Source organism: Aeromonas piscicola, from assembly GCF_000820005.1.
Lineage (GTDB): Bacteria > Pseudomonadota > Gammaproteobacteria > Enterobacterales > Aeromonadaceae > Aeromonas > Aeromonas piscicola.
Genome location: NZ_CDBL01000090.1, coordinates 50824 through 68323 on the forward strand (window position 1 = coordinate 50824; position 17500 = coordinate 68323).

The 17500-nt window shown below is 60.2% G+C and carries 14 protein-coding genes; 4 read left to right on the forward strand and 10 right to left on the reverse strand.

What is annotated here, in order from left to right; genetic code table 11:
• Positions 1-41 precede the first annotated feature (41 nt).
• On the reverse strand, positions 42-812 hold the full coding sequence (locus BN1128_RS23625) for an MBL fold metallo-hydrolase (RefSeq protein WP_042873531.1): 771 nt from the start codon (positions 810-812) through the stop codon (positions 42-44).
• A 280-nt stretch (positions 813-1092) separates the two neighbouring features.
• On the opposite strand from BN1128_RS23625, the gene BN1128_RS23630 reads away from it, so the two are divergent.
• Positions 1093-1506, forward strand: a complete 414-nt coding sequence (locus tag BN1128_RS23630; protein ID WP_042873533.1) for an Hsp20 family protein — start codon at positions 1093-1095, stop codon at positions 1504-1506.
• A 94-nt stretch (positions 1507-1600) separates the two neighbouring features.
• On the forward strand, positions 1601-2038 hold the full coding sequence (locus BN1128_RS23635; RefSeq protein WP_042873535.1) for an Hsp20 family protein: 438 nt from the start codon (positions 1601-1603) through the stop codon (positions 2036-2038).
• 57 nt (positions 2039-2095) lie between these two features.
• Here the strand turns inward: BN1128_RS23635 and BN1128_RS23640 are convergent, their stop codons facing one another.
• On the reverse strand, positions 2096-3349 hold the full coding sequence (locus BN1128_RS23640; protein ID WP_042873536.1) for a valine--pyruvate transaminase: 1254 nt from the start codon (positions 3347-3349) through the stop codon (positions 2096-2098).
• A 282-nt stretch (positions 3350-3631) separates the two neighbouring features.
• Here BN1128_RS23640 and BN1128_RS25055 point away from each other — a divergent pair, with 282 nt between their 5' ends.
• Entirely contained in the window at positions 3632-3865 is a 234-nt protein-coding gene (locus tag BN1128_RS25055) for a hypothetical protein (protein WP_082030537.1), read from the forward strand.
• Here BN1128_RS25055 and BN1128_RS23645 read toward each other — a convergent pair.
• A complete protein-coding gene (locus BN1128_RS23645; protein ID WP_042873538.1) occupies positions 3795-4619 on the reverse strand; it encodes an AraC family transcriptional regulator in 825 nt (274 codons plus the stop codon). The genes BN1128_RS25055 and BN1128_RS23645 overlap by 71 nt on opposite strands.
• Positions 4620-4711: 92 nt before the next feature.
• Here BN1128_RS23645 and BN1128_RS23650 point away from each other — a divergent pair, with 92 nt between their 5' ends.
• A complete protein-coding gene (locus tag BN1128_RS23650; RefSeq protein WP_042873540.1) occupies positions 4712-5839 on the forward strand; it encodes a multidrug effflux MFS transporter in 1128 nt (375 codons plus the stop codon).
• Positions 5840-5843: 4 nt separating this feature from the next.
• On the opposite strand, the gene BN1128_RS23655 is transcribed toward BN1128_RS23650, so the two are convergent.
• From BN1128_RS23655 to BN1128_RS23685, 7 genes are all read right to left on the reverse strand, one after another.
• Entirely contained in the window at positions 5844-6527 is a 684-nt protein-coding gene (locus BN1128_RS23655; RefSeq protein WP_042873541.1) for a response regulator, read from the reverse strand.
• 86 nt (positions 6528-6613) lie between these two features.
• On the reverse strand, positions 6614-9202 hold the full coding sequence (locus BN1128_RS23660; protein WP_042873544.1) for a sensor histidine kinase: 2589 nt from the start codon (positions 9200-9202) through the stop codon (positions 6614-6616).
• Positions 9203-9329: 127 nt separating this feature from the next.
• Entirely contained in the window at positions 9330-9845 is a 516-nt protein-coding gene (locus BN1128_RS23665) for a potassium-transporting ATPase subunit C (protein WP_042873546.1), read from the reverse strand.
• A 60-nt stretch (positions 9846-9905) separates the two neighbouring features.
• Positions 9906-11963 (reverse strand): potassium-transporting ATPase subunit KdpB, encoded by a 2058-nt coding sequence (gene kdpB, locus BN1128_RS23670; RefSeq protein ID WP_042873548.1) that lies wholly within the window; start codon positions 11961-11963, stop codon positions 9906-9908.
• Between the two features lie 67 nt (positions 11964-12030).
• Positions 12031-13713: a potassium-transporting ATPase subunit KdpA gene (kdpA, locus tag BN1128_RS23675; protein WP_042873551.1), complete on the reverse strand. Its 1683-nt coding sequence runs from the start codon at positions 13711-13713 to the stop codon at positions 12031-12033.
• Positions 13714-14026: 313 nt separating this feature from the next.
• A complete protein-coding gene (gene gorA, locus BN1128_RS23680; RefSeq protein WP_042873553.1) occupies positions 14027-15376 on the reverse strand; it encodes a glutathione-disulfide reductase in 1350 nt (449 codons plus the stop codon).
• Positions 15377-15452: 76 nt separating this feature from the next.
• Complete coding sequence (locus tag BN1128_RS23685) at positions 15453-17420, reverse strand: ATP-binding protein (RefSeq protein ID WP_209428617.1); 1968 nt, start codon at positions 17418-17420, stop codon at positions 15453-15455.
• Positions 17421-17500: the final 80 nt, after the last annotated feature.

Here is a 17500-nt window from a genome sequence, read left to right on the forward strand (position 1 = left end):
GCTGAAAGCCGAAGGGCCATGCGGATGCACGGCCCCAGCCATCACAGCGAGAGCGTGTCGCCATCTTCCGGCACCCGTACCCGATCCGCCATGCCGTACTCGGCCAGATAGTCGCGCAACTCCTTGCGTGACAGCACGGCATGATTGACTGCCTCCATGTGGCTGGCAATCAGGGTGGCCTGTGGCGCGGTCTGATAGACGGCCCGCACATCCTCCTTGCCCATGATGATGGAGCCCAGCCCCGGCACCTGGGCATCGCCACAGTTGAGGATGATCACCTCAGGCCCGTGTTGCCGCAGGCTCTGTGCGACCATCTCGTTCCAGACGGTATCACCCGCCAGATAGAGGGTTTTCTCTTGCGGGTGGGAGAAGACCACACCGCACACCTCACCCAGCCGCTCGGCCAACACAGCCATGACCTGATCGTTGCCGTGTTGCCCCTCGGTTTGTTGCAGGCGGATGCCGGCAAATTCGGCCTGCTCGCTCAACAGGCGCACATCTGTAAAACCGCTGGCGCAGATGGTGTCGGCATCTTTCTGATGTTGTACAAATAGCGGGAGATGCTTGGGGAGCTGCTGCTGAGCGACCGGGTCCCAGTGGTCCAGGTGATCGTGGGTGACGATCACCGCATCCACATCGAGTATCTCCGCCAGGGGGAGAGGCAGCTCGACCAAGGGGTTGCGCAGGTGGCTGTTGGCTGTTCCGGCGAAGGCGGGCAGTGTGCCCTTCGCTGCCAGCATGGGGTCGATCAGAAAGCGGGTGCCGGCGTAGTCGATCAGCAGGGTAGCGTTGCGAACCTGGGTAATCTGCATTGTGTAGCTCCGTGATAGCGGCGAGGTGTGCAACCAGTATGACGGGGGATGCGGGGAGCCATGAGTGGCCCGCGGGTCGATTATCGATCCTATCGGGCCAGCTGAACGATACGATTGTGTGCTGGACAAACTCGAAAAATTTCTTTGATTCTCGCCCTTGAAAGCAAAAAGCCGGACCCTATATAGGTAACAAGGCCGGAACGCTCGACAGAGGTTTCGACCGGACGCCCGTCCGACAGGAGGGCAAACCATCCGTTATCGCTCACAAGAGGGTAATACTATGCGTTCTATCGACTTTTCTCCGCTCTATCGTTCTGCCATCGGTTTCGATCGTCTGGCCAATCTCATCGAATCTGCGGCCAGCAATGGCAATGCCGGATATCCCCCCTACAACATAGAGCAGCTGGGTGACAACGACTACCGCATCAGCATGGCGGTGGCGGGCTTTACCCAGGAAGAGCTGGAGTTGAGCTTTCAGGAAAACCTGCTGACGGTGAAGGGCAGCAAGCAGGCCGAGACCGACCGCAACTACCTGTATCAGGGTATAGCCGAGCGGGGTTTCGAGCGTCGCTTCCAGCTGGCTGACTATGTACGGGTGAAGGGTGCCGACCTGAAAAACGGTCTGCTGCACGTCGAACTGGTGCGTGAAGTGCCCGAGGCCATGAAGCCGCGCAAGATCGAGATCAACGGCTGACGCCAGACCTCGCCACACATTTTACCAAGCTTCCCGGGTGCCGATGGCGGGCCTGTGGAAATTGAAACCTGTTGCTTATTAGAAGGATAGGATTATGCGTAACCTCGATTTTTCTCATCTCCATTCCAATGCCGTCGGCTTCGAGCGGATGGCCCGTGAGCTGGAAGGCCTGTTTGACCAGAAGGCGGTGGCCTATCCCCCTTACAACATCGAAAAGCGCGATCACGATGGCTATCGCATCACGGTCGCGGTGGCCGGTTTCGAGCGCGAGGAGCTGGAGCTGGAGACCGAAAACGGCACCCTCAAGGTGAAGGGGCGCAAGGCAGCTGCCGGTGAGCGTCAGTTCCTCCATCAGGGTATCGCCGAGCGTGACTTCGAGCTGGCCTTCAAATTGAGCCAGCATGTGGAGGTGCAGGGCGCCAAACTGGAACATGGCCTCTTGACCATAGATCTGGCTCGCGAACTGCCGGAGGCGCTCAAGCCTCGCGCCATTCCCATCGGTAAAGCCGAGCCGCTGGCGCTGCCAAATTAAGCCATGGGAAATGAAAAAGGCCTGCGATTGCAGGCCTTTTTGTTTTTGGTTCGCAGGTCAGTTGCTGCCGTAGAGGTCGTTGATCTCGTCCGCCAGTATGGCGATGCCACGGCGCACCAGCTCCTCGCTCTGGGAGTAGTTGAGACGGATGCACTCCTGGCTGTGGCGCCACTTGGGGTCGTCGATGCCGGGGAAGAAGTAGTGCCCCGGCACTATCAGCAGGTTCTTGGCCTTCAACCGCTCATAAAGTTCCTGGCAGTGAATGGGCAGATCTTCGAACCAGAGCCAGAGGAAGAGCGCGCCTTCCGGCTTGTGGATGTGGAAGCGCGGATCAGGGATCGCCTCACGCAGCAGCCGCACTGCCAGCTCGGCCTTCTGCCGGTAGAAGGGTTTCACCACCTGCTCGCTGAGGGTGATGATCTCGCCACTTTCTATCATGGGGATGGTGATGGCGGGTCCCAGGCTGCCCGGCGCCAAGTTGATGATGCCGCTCAGGTTGGTGATGGCCTGAATGATCTTCTCGTCGGCGATGACGATGCCGCAGCGGGTGCCCGGCAGCCCCAGCTTGGAGAGGCTCATGCAGAGGATGGTATTGGCGTTCCAGAACGGCTTGGCCTCGCTGAAGATGATGCCAGGGAAGGGCACGCCGTAGGCGTTGTCGATCAGCAGCGGAATGCCCTTGTCGCGGGCTATCTGATCCAGATGCTCTATCTCGTCATCGGTCAGCACGTTGCCAGTCGGGTTGGTCGGACGGGAGACGCAGATCACCCCTATATCGTCACCCACCTGCAGGCTCTCGAAATCCACATGGTATTTGAACTGGCCATCGGGCAGCTTCTCCATGGTGGGTTTGTACGCCACGAAGTAGTCATCGGTAAGGGCAGAGTCGGCGTAGCCGATATATTCGGGGGCCAGCGGGAACAGCACCTTCTTCTTGCGGCCATCGGCGAACTCGCCGGCCAGCAGGTTGAACAGGTAGAAGAAGGCATTCTGGCTGCCGTTGGTCAGGGCGATATTGCGAGAAGTGATATCCCAGCCGAGCTCCTTGCTGAGCAGTGCTGCCAGCGCCTTGGTGAACCTGTCCTTGCCTTGGGGGCCGTCGTAGTTGGCCATGGCTTTGACCAGTTCGCCATTGTCGAGCAGGTTTTTGGCTTCGGTTTGAAAGCGTTCCAGCATGGCGGGGATGGGGGCAGGATTGCCGCCACCCAGCATGATGGCGTCCGGATTGGTCAGCCCCTGATTAAGGTCATCCATGAGTTGGGTAATGCCGGCGTGGCGAGTGAACTTCTCGCCGAACAAGGAAAATTCCATTCGGTGACGGATCCAGAGTCAGTTACGGGGATGTAGCACCATAGCTCAGTTTAAAAGCGGGTGTCGATCAAAATAACAGGACGTTCCACGTGGAACATGACTCGGGAATACGTCGTGGTAAAAAATACCATTTATGGGTTTAAAAATGACCACCTTGCTATCCCGACAAGGCACAAATTGGGGCTTTAAGTTAATTAATTTAAGAAAAATCATCTAGTTATAAATATGGCACAAGTATTGGAATAACTATCTGGTCATCTCAACCACATCGGAGCACACCAGATGAAAACCCTGATCGCCACCTTGATAATGAGCACACTGAGTCTGAATGTCATGGCAACTGAAAACCCCAGACCCGAACTGGATACCGCCCAACTGGATCAGGTGATCCTGACTCAGCAGCAGGAGGCATCCCATGCCGTGGTGCTGGATGCCCTCAGCAACCTCAAGCCACTGGCGCTGGATACCCTGGTGGTGGAGGTGAGTTCAGCCGATGCGACTCACCCCAGGAGTTGAGATGGTGCAGGGGAGTTTGCCCCGTATGCTGCTTGAAGAAGCTGATGAAGGCGCTGTCGCTGGAGAACTCCAGCGAAGCGGCCACCCGGCTGATGGGCACGGCCTCGGCCAGCAGCTCCATGGCGCGCAGCAGACGCCACTGCTGGCGCCAGGCCTGATAGCTCATGCCTGTGTCTCGCATGAAGATGCGACCTATGGTCTTGTCACTAGCACCCACCCGTCCGGCCAGCCGGTTGAGCCGATCGGGCAGGGTGTCGCCCCGTTTTACCTCCTGCAACCAGACCGTCAGGCGCGAGTCTGCCGGTAGCGGCAGTTGCCAGGATTCCCGCGGCGCTTGCGCCAGCTCCTCGATGAACAGCGCCAGTGTCCGGCTCTGCTCCACCTCCGGTTTCTCCCATGGCCAGAGTGCCATTCGTTCTATGATCTCCCGCAGCAGCGGGTTGACCGCCATCACCTGCACACTGGCTGGCAGATCTGGCTGAGGCATGAAGTAGAGAGAGCGGTAGGCCACCACACCGCGCATCAGCACTCTGTGGGGAGTGCCCGCCGGCAGCCAGGCTGCCCGGCTGGGTGGCAGCAGACAGACCTGGTTCGCCAGCTCTATGCTCATGCAGCCCGCCTGGGCGAACAGCAGCTGATGGCGCTGATGCTGGTGCAGGCCTGAGTCGTGCCAACCCAGCGCGGAGGCAATGCCGATCACGCTGCCAGACAGGCTGTCCGGGTCAAAAGGGTGATCGGGGAGAATAAAGGCCATGTGTCCGATTATTGATGTTTATAGTCCTGCTTATTGTAATCGGACAGTCGGCATCTCTCTAGAATAACGACCTCTTGTGAAGGAGGTTTGCCATGAACAACAAGTTGCCACCGCTCTGGCTGGTGGTCGGATTGATGATGTTTCCCCAGATAGTGGAGACCATCTACAGCCCTGTGCTGACGCATATCGCGAGCCATTTCAGGGTAAGCGACGGGCAGGCATCCCAGACCCTGTCGGTCTATTTTCTGGCGTTTGCAGTGGGCGTGGTCTGTTGGGGGCGGCTCTGCGATCTGATCGGGCGACGCCCCGCCATGCTGGCGGGTCTGTTCACTTACGGGCTAGGCACCTTGCTGGCGCTGCTGGCCAACCAGTTCGAGGTGTTGCTGCTGGCCAGGGTCATCTCGGCCTTTGGCGCCGCCGTGGGATCTGTGGTGACCCAGACCATGCTGCGCGACAGCTACCAGGGCAGCGATCTGGCCCGCGCCTTCTCGGTAATGGGAGTCGCACTCTCCCTCAGCCCCGTGCTGGGGCTGGTGAGCGGCGGCTTGCTGGCCGAGCAGTTTGGCTATCTCGGGGTCTTCAGCGGCTTGCTGGTGCTGGCCCTGATGCTGGGGGGGATCGCCGGCTGGCGGCTGCCGGAAACCCGTCCCGTGATGACCACTCGGGTTGCCCTCTGGCCATTGGCATGCCGCATGGTGCGGGATGGCGGACTCTGGCGCAGCGCCCTGCTGGTCGCTCTGTTCAATACCATGCTGTTTGGTTACTACAGCCTGGCGCCGTTTCTGTTTGCCGGATTGGGATTGAATGCCAGCGAGTTTGGCTATTCCGGCCTGGTGTTGGCGCTGGCAACCCTGATCGGCAGCCTGCTGAACCGGCGCTTTCTGGGCATGGGCTGGTTGCCATCAGCTCTGATCCGGCTGGCCTCGGTGCTGGCGCTGGGGGCTGGGGTTGCCGTGTGGGCGAGCCAGGATTCGCTCTGGTTCCTGCTGCCCATGATGGGAGTCGTGGTGGCCTTTGGCATCGCCATCCCCAATGTGTTGAGTCAGGCTTTGCTGGCCTATCGGGAAGTAGCAGGCAGCGCTGGTGCCCTGTTCGGACTGGCCTACTACCTGCTGCTCAGCCTGGGATTGGCGCTGGCTGCCGCTTTGCAGGATCTGGGTCTGCTGCTCTTTGGCTGTGGCCTCTTGGCCGTACTGTGCAGCAGCCGGCGTTCCACGTGAAACATCAGCTGCCGATAAAACGGTAGCCGATGCCGGATTCGGTCTCGATCAGGTGGGGTTGCTGGGGATTATCCCCCAGCTTCTTGCGCAGGCTGGCGATGACGATACGCAGGTAGTGGGTATCTTCCTTGTGGCTCGGTCCCCAGATGTCGTTGAGCAGCTGGGTCTGCATCACCAGCTTGCCGGGATGGCACACCAGCGCTTGCAGCAGGGCAAACTCCTTGCGAGACAGGGGGATCTCTTCATCCTTCATGGTCACTTTGTGGCTGCTGGCGTCCAGGGTCAGGCCGCATTGCGGGAAGTGGCGGCATTCGCCGCTGCTGACCCCGGCTCGCTGGCGCAGCAATACCCGGATGCGGGCCATCATCTCCCCAATGCCGAACGGCTTGCTCATATAGTCGTTGGCACCGGCATCCAGCAGTCGCACCTTCTCCTGTTCAGAATCCCGCGCCGACAGTACCAGTACCGGATTCTGGTGGTGCTCGCGAATGGCTTGCAGTATCTGAATGCCATCCCCATCCGGCAGGCCGAGATCCAGGATCACCAGATCGGGATTGAGATGGCGATACAGCTCCAGCCCTTCGTTGACCCCTACCGCCTCGCTGACCTGATGCCCTTCGGCAATCAGGCTGATACGCAGAAAGCGGCGAATCGCCGCTTCATCATCTATGACCAATATGTGAGCCATCTAGCCTCCAGAGGCGAACAGTGGGAGAGGGCTGAGGCGAGGGGAAATAGCACTCTCTGCCATCGCTGTAAGCCATATGCGGGCCATTATACCTCAGGTGCGTTGAGGGCAAGCGGCAGCGAGATGCGCATGCAGGTGCCGTTGCCATTGGGACCGGAGAATGCCCAGATACGGCCGCCATGGGCCTCTATCATAGCGCGAGAAATGGCGAGGCCAAGCCCTGTGCCACGACTGCCGCAATCGCCGACAGGCTGGGTGTAGAACAGATTGAAGATCTTGTCCCGGTCCGACTCGGCGATGCCGACCCCGATATCTATGATGTCGAGGATGAGGTCCGGATCCGCCAGCATCACCTTGAACTCTATGGGGGTGCCGGCCGGTGAGTAGCGAGAGGCGTTGTCGAGGATATTGACCAGCACCTGCTCGATAAGGGCGCCGTGCACATAAAGCTGGGGGATCTGCTGATCGAAGTGCACCAGCAGCTTGTGCTGACGCCAGGAAGATTCCAGCCGCTTGCGGGCACTCTCTACCAGATCCGCCAGGTCGACCCAGTCGCGTTTCAGCTGGAAGTCGGGTGAACCGATACGGGTCATGTCCAGCAGGTTCTGCACATAGCTGTGCAGGCGGCGGGCCTCATCCTGGACCGAATGGAGCAGCTCGCTGCGATCCTCCGGGCTGATCCTGCCACCGTACTCCAGCAGGGTGCTGCCAGCCCCCATGATGGTGGCGAGCGGGGTTTTCAGGTCGTGAGAGACAGACGAGAGCAGGGCGGCGCGCATCCGATCCGTCTCTGCTTGCAACTGGCTGTCGGCCAACCGTTCGTTGAGATCGATTCGTGCCAGGGCCGCGCGGATGTCGGTGAGCAGGGCTTGCAGCTGATGTTCGGCCGAAGAGGCGAGCGGGTTGGACAGTCGAATTCCGAGGATCAGCTCATCGGTAAGATGGTGATATTGGGCTTCGGCTGCATTGAGGGTGGCGGTGTGGGCACCGGCGCTCTGCTTCTGGGCCAGACACCAGTCGATGGCCGCCTTGTCGGTCTGGCCCGGATTGTGTTGGGCTGAGCCCGCTCTGTGTTGATAGTCCTGATCGAGGGCGAAGACAGGTTGGACCAGGGCCAGCGAGATGGCCTGGGTACCTTGCCTGAGCACCTCTTCCGGGCTGCTGGCGGTGGCCAGCCCCTGGCTCAGCGACAGCAGGGCGTTGCCGAGCTGCTGGGTTTCGCGCAGGCCGATCAGCTGTTGCCGCTGGCGGGAGGCGAGCCGCCCCGCCGTCATGCCGACGATGAGCAGCACGAACAGGGTGAGTAGATCACTGTGACTGGCCACGCTGAGGGAGAAGTAGGGAGCGGTGAACAGCAGATTGTGAGCGACAAAGCCCAGCACGGCCGCCAGAATGGCGGGCATCAGGCTGGTGGTGAGTGCCGTCGCCAGCACCCCCAGCACGAACAGCAGTGGTAGGGAGGCAGGGGGCAGCCAGTGAGAGAGTCCCCAGGCGGCAGCCGATGTCAGCCCCATTATGGTCACTGCCAGCAGACTCTGGCGAATGTCCTTGGGGTGAAGCGGCTGCAATCCTATGCCGGGTTTGCGCTTCTCGGTATCCACCAGCGTGATTTCGAGCCCTTGTGCCTGCTTGAGCAGGTGTTGCACCAGGGAGCGGCGCCAGGGGGCCTTGTGGGGTTTGCCGAGCAGCAGTTGTGAGACCTGTTGCTGCTCGGCTGTTTCCAGCAGAGTACTGGCTACCGCCGGGCTGGAGAGCGTCAGCACTTTGGCACCAAGGTGGGAGGCCAGAGCCAGTGCCTGCTCCAGCTCGGCGGAGCGTTGCCCCTTGCTGTCGATGTGGACCACCAGCCAGGGCAGCTGGCGGCGCTGGGCGAAGCGGTGGCCGTAGCGTACCAGCGCTGAGCCATGCTGATCGCCGAGGCAGACCATCAGCTTGCCCCGCAGCGGCAGCGTAGTCTTGCCCGCAGCCTGCCACTGCAGTTGCAGATCCCCCTCCACGTGGCTGGCGGCGGTCTGCATCGCCAGCTCGCGCAGGGCGGTCAGGTTGTTGAGGGAGAAGAAGGACTGCAGGGCGGCCTTGGCCTGATGGGGCACATAGACCTTGCCCTCCTTGAGCCGGCCGAGCAACTCCTTGGGGGGCAGGTCGATCAGCACTATGCTGTCGGCCTCCAGCAGCACCTGGTCGGGCAGGGTCTCCTTGACCCTGACACCGGTCAGTTGCCACACCAGATCGTTGAGGCTCTCGAGGTGTTGCACGTTGAGGGTGGAGTAGACGTCGATGCCGGCACCGAGCAGCTCCTCAACATCCTGCCAGCGCTTCTCGTGGCGGCTGCCGGGGGCGTTGCTGTGGGCCAGCTCATCCACCACCACTATGGCGGGTTTGCGTTCAAGCAGCGCATCCAGATCCATCTCCTCCAGACGTTGCTGGCGGTGGAGATGGAGTTTGCGTGGCTGGATGGCAAGCTTGTCGAGCAGGGCCAGAGTCTCCTGACGGCCGTGGGTTTCCACCACGCCGATCAGGATATCGACCCCCTCTCTTGCCTGCTCACGCACTGCCTGCAGCATGGCGTAGGTCTTGCCTACGCCGGGTGCGGCACCGAGAAATACCTTCAGCTTGCCCTTGTGTTCTTGCTCCAGGCTCGCCAGTAAGGCGTCGGCCCTTGCCTCATCACGCATCCCAGTGCTCCCGCTCCAGACTTGCCGCCTTTACCTCATCACGCATTATTGTCCTTATCGAGCAACCGCTGGCTCAGTTCGAAAATGTGGGTCATCGCCAGCCCATATGTGCCGGACTTTGCCTCCATCAGGCATCCTTGCCCTGATCGAGCAACAGATTTAGCTGAAGGATATTGACCACTTGCGGGCCAAGGATACCAGCTTGTGTCGCCGACTTGACCTGCTCCGTCAGCAAGGCGGGATCCAGCCCTCGCTGCTTGGCCACTCTGTTCACCTGAGCCAGCACGGCATCCACCGGCAAATGGGGGTCGAGGCCAGAGCCGGAGCGGGTCAGCATGGCGGGAGACTGGACATCACCCTGTGCCTTGGCGAACTCGCTACGCAATGGTGAGCTGACGCCCAGGTTGCTGGCGCCGCTGCCAATGGTGGCGAAGTCACTGGCGGAAGGACGGGAATGAAAGTACTCAGCCCGCTCGAATTTCTGCGCCAGCAGGGCGCTACCGACAAACTCTTGCTTCTTGTTGGTCAACTGGCTGCCATTGGCCTGCCAGGGAAACAGCAACTGGGCCACACCTGTCACTGCCAGGGGATAGCCGACGCCCAGCAACAGGGTCAGGGTCAGCAGGGTTCTGATTGCGATCATGATTTTCTTGCTCCAAACAGGTTGATGGGATGCAAGCCCGGCTTGCATCCCGCTATGTCGTTACACCAGACCCAGGCCTGTGATAACCAGGTCGATCAGCTTGATGCCGATAAAGGGCACCAGCAGACCACCGACACCGTAGATCATCAGGTTGCGGCGCAGCAGGCTGGCAGCCGTTCCCTTCAGACTGACACCGCGCAGGGCCAGCGGTACCAGCGCCACTATGATCAAGGCGTTGAAGATGATGGCCGACAAGATGGCGCTTTCGGGGCTACCCAGCTGCATCAGGTTCAGCGCACCCAGTTGCGGATAGGCGGCGATGAACAGGGCCGGCAGTATGGCAAAGTACTTGGCCACGTCGTTGGCGATGGAGAAGGTGGTCAATGCTCCCCGGGTCACCAGCAACTGCTTGCCGACCAGTACCACGTCCAGCAGCTTGGTGGGGTTGGAGTCCAGATCCACCAGGTTGCCAGCCTCCTTGGCTGCCTGGGTACCCTCGTTCATGGCCAGACCCACGTCAGCCTGTGCCAGCGCGGGCGCATCGTTGGCACCGTCACCACACATGGCGACCAGACGTCCGTCCGCCTGCTCCTGGCGAATATAAGCCAGCTTCTTCTCCGGCGTTGCTTCTGCGATAAAGTCATCCACCCCGGCTTCGGCCGCGATGGCGGCGGCGGTCAGCGGGTTGTCACCTGTGATCATCACGGTGCGGATCCCCATGTGACGCAGGATCTGGAAGCGGGCCTTGATGCCTGGCTTGATGATGTCCTTGAGGAACACGACCCCCAGCAGCTTCTCGTGGGTGCAGACCAGCAGCGGCGTGCCGCCCTGGCGAGCTATGTGATCCACCGACTTGAGGATTACCTCTGGCACTGCCTTGCGGTCGAGAGAGAGGTAGTTGAGCACCGCATCCACAGCCCCTTTGCGATATTGGTGACCGTTGCGATCCAGGCCGCTCAGGCGGGTCTCGGCACTGAAGGGGATCACCTTGTCGCTCTCGAGCTGGCTCGGCTTGGCCATGCTCTTGCCCGCCAGGGTCAGGATGGACTTGCCCTCCGGCGTATTGTCGCCAAGGGAGGCCAGCATGGCCGCCTGGGCAAGCAGGGAGGGATCCACCCCTGGTGCCGGGATCAGCTCGTCGGCCATGCGGTTACCGAAGGTGATGGTGCCTGTCTTGTCCAGCAACAGGGTGCGCACGTCACCGGCGGCCTCCACGGCACGGCCTGATTTGGCTATCACGTTCAGCTTCACCAGCCGGTCCATACCGGCGATCCCGATGGCGGAGAGCAGACCGCCTATGGTGGTCGGTATCAGGGTGATGAAGAGGGCGATCAGATAGAGCCTGGGTACCTGGGTGCCGTTGTAGTTGAGGAACCAGGGCAGGGTCGCCACCACCAGCAGGAAGATCAGGGTCAGACCCACCAGCAGGGCGTCGAGCGCCATCTCGTTCGGGGTCTTCTGACGCTTGGCTCCTTCGACCAGGGCTATCATCCGATCCAGCGTGCTTTCACCCGGATTGTTGCTGACGCGTACCCAGATCTCGTCAGAGACCACAGTGGTGTTGCCAGTCACGCCACTGCGGTCGGTGCCGGATTCGCGGATGACGGGGGCAGATTCCCCCGTGATGGCGGCTTCGTTGACCGAGGCGATACCGGCGACCACTTCACCATCGGCCGGGATCATCTCGCCGCTGCGTACCAGCACCAGATCGCCTTTCAGCAGGCTGGTGGCAGGCACCCATTCGCCCTGACCATCTTTGGCATCGGTCACCCGACGAGCCTTGAGCTGGCTCATGCCCGCCTTCAGACTGTCGGCTCTCGCCTTGCCACGACCTTCGGCCAGGGTCTCGGCGAAGTTGGCAAACCAGAGGGTTAACCAGAGCCAGGCGGTCAGCTGCCACGCCAGACTGGGGGCGACCCCAGACAAGGGCTGCCCCAGCAGGGACTCCACGGTTGCCATGACGGCAGCCAGCCAGAGCGTGAACAGAATAGGACTGCCAAACAGTGCCTTGGGATTGAAGCGGTAAAGCGCTTCGGCCATGGCCTGCACGATTTGCGAGCGTTGCTTTTTACCCTTCACCTTGTCGGCATGGGTTGTGATGGATATGGACTTGCTCATTGAAAAGCTCCCAGTATCAAATAGTTGACCATTGGCATCTGTGATGTGATCGCGCTGGCGTCGTTCATCAGAACGCTCCCTGCATCAGGCTCAGATGCTCGGCTACCGGGCCCAGTGCCAGTACAGGCAGGAAGGAGAGCCCACCTATCAGCAACACTGTGATAATCAGCAAGGTAATGAACAGCGGGCCGCGGATCGGGAAGTCACCCTCACCCGTCTCTTGGCGCGGTGCGCGGGCGAGCTGACCTGCGATGGCAAGCACAGGTATGATGTAACCGAAGCGACCGAGCAGCATAGCCAGGCCGATGGCGATGCACTGCCAGCTATCTGCTGCAGCAAAGCCCCCAAAGGCTGAACCGTTGTTGCCGGCAGCCGAGGCATAGGCATAGATCAGCCGTGACAACCCGTGGGGGCCTTCATGACCTATGATGGTGCTGGCATCCGGCATCAGCAGAGTGACCCCGCCTAACACCAATACCCCGACCGGCATTACCAGCATGCTGGCGACAACCCATTTCATCTCCGTGATACCGAGGCGCTTGCCCAGATAGGTCGGGGTGCGTCCCACCATCAAGCCGCAGAGGAACACGGTCAGCAGTACGAACAGCATCATGCCGTAGATACCCGAGCCCACGCCGCCGAAAATGACCTCGCCAAGCAGCATGTTGATCATGCCGACCATGCCGCCGAGCGGGGTGAAACTGTCATGCATGGCGTTGACTGCACCGTTGGAGGCAGCAGTGGTAGCAACTTCCCAAATACTGGAAAGCACGGGGCCGAAGCGGCTCTCCTTGCCTTCCCAGTTGCCCGCCTGGCTGGTGATATCGGCCAGATTGGGATCCAGTTTCATCTCCTGGGGGAGGGAGAGGCAGAGCCCCAGCACGAACAGCAAGGCCATGGCGGTGAGGATGGCACGGCCGTGGCCCGTGTCCTTCACATAGCGACCCAGGGTGCAGACCAGCGCGGCGGGAATGGTCAGCAGGGTGACCATCTCCAGCCAGTTGGAGAGGGCTGTTGGGTTCTCGAACGGATGCGCCGAGTTGACACCGAAGAAGCCACCACCGTTGGAACCGAGCTGCTTGATGGCGATTTGAGAAGCTGCTGGGCCGAGCGGCAGCAGTTGCTCCTGACCTTCCAGACTGTGGAACGGCAGATAGGCAGACAGACTCTGGGGCACACCTTGCCACACCAGCAGCAGCGCCATGATCAGCGCCAGTGGCAGCAGCACATAGAGGCAGAAGCGCACCAGGTCTTGCCAGAAGTTGCCTAGATGAATGGTCTGCTGGCGGGAGATACCACGAAACAGGGCGACGGCAACGGCTGCACCAGTACCGGCGGAGACGAAGTTCTGGGTGGTAAGCCCCACCATCTGGCTGAAGTAGGAGAGGCTGGCCTCACCGGAATAGGCTTGCCAGTTGGTATTGGTCATGAAGCTGACCGCTGTGTTGAAGGCCAGTTCCCAGCTCAGCCCTGGCAATTGCTGCGGGTTGAGGGGAAGCAGGCCTTGTGCCATCAGGATCAGGAACAGCAGACCGAAACCGGCACCGTTGAAGGCCAGCAGGCTGAGGGCGTAGGACTTCCAATCCTGCTCCCGTCCGTCCGTGCCGCAGCAGGCCAGGGTGGCGCGCTCGATCGGCGACAGCCAGCGGCTCTTGCCTTCAAACACCCGATATATATAGCTGCCAAGCAGGGGGGCTGGCAGCAGGACCAGCAGCACAAAGGCTACCGGATAGATCACTTCTTGCCACATATCAGATCCCTCACTCGTGGCTGCGCGTTAACGCGCGCAACAGATAACCCATAAGGGCAAGGACCAGCAGCAGATATAGCCAATTCATATCGACTCCATTGAAATAATTAGCTGCAAGAGTCGATGTAAAACAGCATCGACTCCGTTGGTGTAGTTGACACTGAAAGGGTATGTAAAACAGGCGTAAAGGCGCCATAAAGCAGCATGGGGCGGGCGTAAAATCGGCGTAAAAAGCGCAGATTTGTCGGGCTGGCGAAGGGCAGATATGAAAAAACCCGGCCTGGACCGGGTTGATAGGAAAAGGGCGAGAGGCTTAGCGCATCGTCACGAACTCTTCCGCGCTGGTGGGATGGATGGCTACGCAGTTGTCGAAGTCGGCCTTGGTGGCCCCCATCTTCATGGCGACGCCGAAGCCCAGCAGTATCTCGTCCATGGCAAAGCCGATGCCGTGCAGGCCGACCACTTTTTCTTCCGGCCCGACGCACACCAGCTTCATGCGGGTTGGCTGGCGATGCTGGGTCAGGGCCGAATACATGGCGGTGAACTGGCTGCGGTAGACCTTCACCTGGCTCTCGCCATACTCGGCGATGGCTTCCGGTTCGGTCAGCCCTATGGTGCCGATGGGCGGGTGGCTGAACACCACTGTCGGCACCAGATCGTAGTTGAGGTGCTCGTTCGGCTTGTTGTTGAACAGCCTCTCCGAGAGGCGACGGCCCGCCGCGACGGCCACCGGGGTGAGCTGGATGCGGCCCGTGTTGTCACCGACGGCATAGAGGTTGGCAACAGCAGTGTTCTGGAACTTGTCGGTCGGGATGAAGCCCTTCTCGTCCAGCTCGATACCTGCTGCGGCCAGGTTGAGGTTGTCGGTGGCCGGCACGCGGCCTATGGCCCAGATCAGGCAATCGACGGTCAGATGGCGACCATCTTCCAGTTGCAGAGTCAGGCTGTCATCGGCGTTCTTGAGCACAGCCTTGGGGATGGCATGGGTGTGCAGCTTGGGTCCTTCCTGCGCCATGATTTCCACCAGCGTTTCGTGGATCATGGGGTCGAAGTTGCGCAGCGGCGCGTGCTTGCGCACCACCAGATGGGTCTCGGAGCCAAGCGCCTGCATCACGCCGGCAATCTCCACGGCTATGTAGCCGGCTCCGACCACGGCAACGCGCTTGGGCTGCGCCTGCAGATCGAAGAAACCATCGGAATCTATACCCAGCTCGGCGCCCGGAATGGCAGGTACTTCGGGACGGCCACCGGTGGCGATCAGGATATGATCGGCGGTGTATTGCTCGCCATTGACCTCGATCGTGTTGCTATTGACGAAGCGGGCGAATCCTTTGACGACGGTGATCTGGTTCTTGCCCAGCACGTTCTGATAGGACTGGTGGATGCGGCCTATATAGGCCTGGCGGGACTCGACCAGCTTGGCCCAGCTGAAGTGGTTGAGTGTGGTATCGAAGCCGTAGTCGGCGCCATATTTCAGGGCATCGGCGATCTGGCCCGCATACCACATGGCCTTCTTCGGCACGCAGCCGACGTTGACGCAGGTTCCACCCAACTCTTTGGCTTCAATCAGGGCGACTTTCTTGCCGTACATGGCAGCCCGGTTGGCCGAGGCGATGCCGCCGCTGCCGCCACCGATGGCGATATAGTCAAAATGCTGTGCCATTGCGAGGTTCTCCGCTCATTAAGAATGCAATCACAGCATGATGGGGATAAAGCGGCTGGCTCACAAGAGCCAGCGCTCAGTTATGTTGGATCGGCAGGCGAATATGGAACTGGGCGCCGTTGCCCGGCTCGCTGACGCAGTTGATACGGCCACGCAGCAGTTGCACCACCAGGTTGTAGATGATGTGGGTGCCGAGTCCGCTGCCGCCCTGGCCCCGCTTGGAGGTGACGAAGGGGTCGAAGATGCGCGGCAGTATCTCGGGCGGGATACCGCGGCCGTTGTCGCTGTAGTCGATCATCAGCTCCTCACCCAGCTGCTCCACCTTGATGGTGATCTTCTTCGGCTTGTCCCAGTTGTCGAAGCCATGGTTGATGGAGTTGAGGATCAGGTTGGAATAGATCTGGGTGAAGCTGCCGGGGAAGGAGAAGATCGACAGCTTGGGATCGCACTGGATATCCACCTCGCACTGGGCCTTCTTCAGCTTGTGGCCGAGGGAGACCACCACCTGATGCAGGTTGTCGGCGAGGCTGAAGTTGTAACGTGCCTCGGACGACTGATCGACCGCCACCTGCTTGAAGCTGGCAATCAGCTCCGAGGCGCGTCTCAGGTTGCCCTGCAGTAGTTGCATGGACTCGTCGAGGTTGACGGTGAATTCGTTGAGATAGGATCGCGATAGCTGCTTGGAGTCGATGTGCAGCTTGAAGTCGGCCACCCGTTCCTGCAGATAGGAGGAGGCGGTCACGCTGATGCCGATGGGGGTGTTGATCTCGTGCGCCACGCCGGCCACCAGCGAGCCGAGGGAGGCCATCTTCTCCGATTCCACCAGAGTCTGCTGCGCCTGTTTCAGGTCGTCGTAGGCCTTGCCCAGCTGATCGTTGGCGTCGCTCAGGCTGCGGGTTCGCTCCACCACCTTGCCTTCCAGCTGTTCGTTGAGGGAGATGATCTCCCGCTCCACCTTCTTGAGGCGGGTGATGTCATAGCCGAACCCGATCAGATACTTGAGGTTGATGCCCTCGTAGAAGGGGGCAAAGGTCCACTGCAGCACCAGTTCATGGCCCTGCTGGTCATGCATGATGACCTCTTTGTCCTCGATGGAACCGTGATCGGCCAGGATCAGCGCCAGCTCTTCACGCTGTTCCTTGCTGACGAACAGATCCAGCCAGCTGTGCTGCAAGATCTCCTGCTGGTGGTAGCCGGTCAGCAGTATGGCGGCCGGGTTGATGCTGGCGATGGTGAGATTGGGTTCCATGCAGCAGATGAGCATGTTGGCCGAGTTGATCAGGGTGGCGGAGAAGTCCCGCTCCTGTTGCAGCTGTTCCGCCGCCTGATGGCGCGCCGCAAATTCGTCGTTCAGCCGTGTTCGCATCTGGTTGAGGGTGGCGACCAGGGTATCCAGCTCATCGGGTTTCTTGCGGGGTAGAGGGCGCCCCTCCAGCGTCAGTTCTATGGCCAGCCGATCCAGATTGAATTTCTGGGCATAGGTGGCGATGCGGTTGAGGTGACGAACCACCAGATAGTAAATGATGATCAGGATGCAGAATGAGACCACCAAGGTCTTGATGGTCTGGCTGACCATGATGAGCACGGATTTTTCGATAAGGCGCTGGTAGATCTGTTCGAGGGAGGCGGCGACGAACAGCTTGCCGACCACTTCACCCTGATAGGTGAGATTGAACTCGCGGGAGATGTCGTAGCTTTCACGCTCCACCCCCTGGGTCAGCAGCGGCACTTCCGAGTTGCCGAGCATCTCCTTGACCATCACGAACTGCATGTTGGGCAGGTTCATGATGCCTTCTATCTGTACCTTGACCTGCTCCTCATCGAGGTTCCACAGGCTGGCGGCGATGGGTTGCAGGAAGGAGGCCTCGATCTGGCCGATGCTGTCCTCGATGACGGCGACATCCTTGCGGTAATCCCAGGCAAGTTGCAACACCGTAATGATCATCGCCAATACGGTACTGCACACCAGAATGTAGGAGAGCAGGCGGTATGAGAGCCCGTTACGGCCGACGGCCCTCGCGGTCTTGGAGAAGAGTCCTGACATGGCGTCCTTGCGGTCTGGATATATTGCCATTTAGTTTAACTGCTTCATGCACTTATGTCGTGTTTCGTTAGCGGGATAAA

What these genes read in the sequence shown, in the direction of transcription:
- BN1128_RS23625 (WP_042873531.1), bottom strand. Translation starts at nt 812, where the DNA reads ATGCAGATTACCCAGGTTCGCAACGCTACCCTGCTGATCGACTACGCC.
- BN1128_RS23650 (WP_042873540.1), top strand. Translation starts at nt 4,712, where the DNA reads ATGAACAACAAGTTGCCACCGCTCTGGCTGGTGGTCGGATTGATGATG.
- BN1128_RS23640 (WP_042873536.1), bottom strand. Translation starts at nt 3,349, where the DNA reads ATGGAATTTTCCTTGTTCGGCGAGAAGTTCACTCGCCACGCCGGCATT.
- BN1128_RS23660 (WP_042873544.1), bottom strand. Translation starts at nt 9,202, where the DNA reads ATGCGTGATGAGGCAAGGGCCGACGCCTTACTGGCGAGCCTGGAGCAA.
- BN1128_RS23645 (WP_042873538.1), bottom strand. Translation starts at nt 4,619, where the DNA reads ATGGCCTTTATTCTCCCCGATCACCCTTTTGACCCGGACAGCCTGTCT.
- kdpA (WP_042873551.1), bottom strand. Translation starts at nt 13,713, where the DNA reads ATGTGGCAAGAAGTGATCTATCCGGTAGCCTTTGTGCTGCTGGTCCTG.
- BN1128_RS23630 (WP_042873533.1), top strand. Translation starts at nt 1,093, where the DNA reads ATGCGTTCTATCGACTTTTCTCCGCTCTATCGTTCTGCCATCGGTTTC.
- BN1128_RS23635 (WP_042873535.1), top strand. Translation starts at nt 1,601, where the DNA reads ATGCGTAACCTCGATTTTTCTCATCTCCATTCCAATGCCGTCGGCTTC.
- gorA (WP_042873553.1), bottom strand. Translation starts at nt 15,376, where the DNA reads ATGGCACAGCATTTTGACTATATCGCCATCGGTGGCGGCAGCGGCGGC.
- BN1128_RS25055 (WP_082030537.1), top strand. Translation starts at nt 3,632, where the DNA reads ATGAAAACCCTGATCGCCACCTTGATAATGAGCACACTGAGTCTGAAT.
- BN1128_RS23665 (WP_042873546.1), bottom strand. Translation starts at nt 9,845, where the DNA reads ATGATCGCAATCAGAACCCTGCTGACCCTGACCCTGTTGCTGGGCGTC.
- BN1128_RS23655 (WP_042873541.1), bottom strand. Translation starts at nt 6,527, where the DNA reads ATGGCTCACATATTGGTCATAGATGATGAAGCGGCGATTCGCCGCTTT.
- kdpB (WP_042873548.1), bottom strand. Translation starts at nt 11,963, where the DNA reads ATGAGCAAGTCCATATCCATCACAACCCATGCCGACAAGGTGAAGGGT.
- BN1128_RS23685 (WP_209428617.1), bottom strand. Translation starts at nt 17,420, where the DNA reads ATGTCAGGACTCTTCTCCAAGACCGCGAGGGCCGTCGGCCGTAACGGG.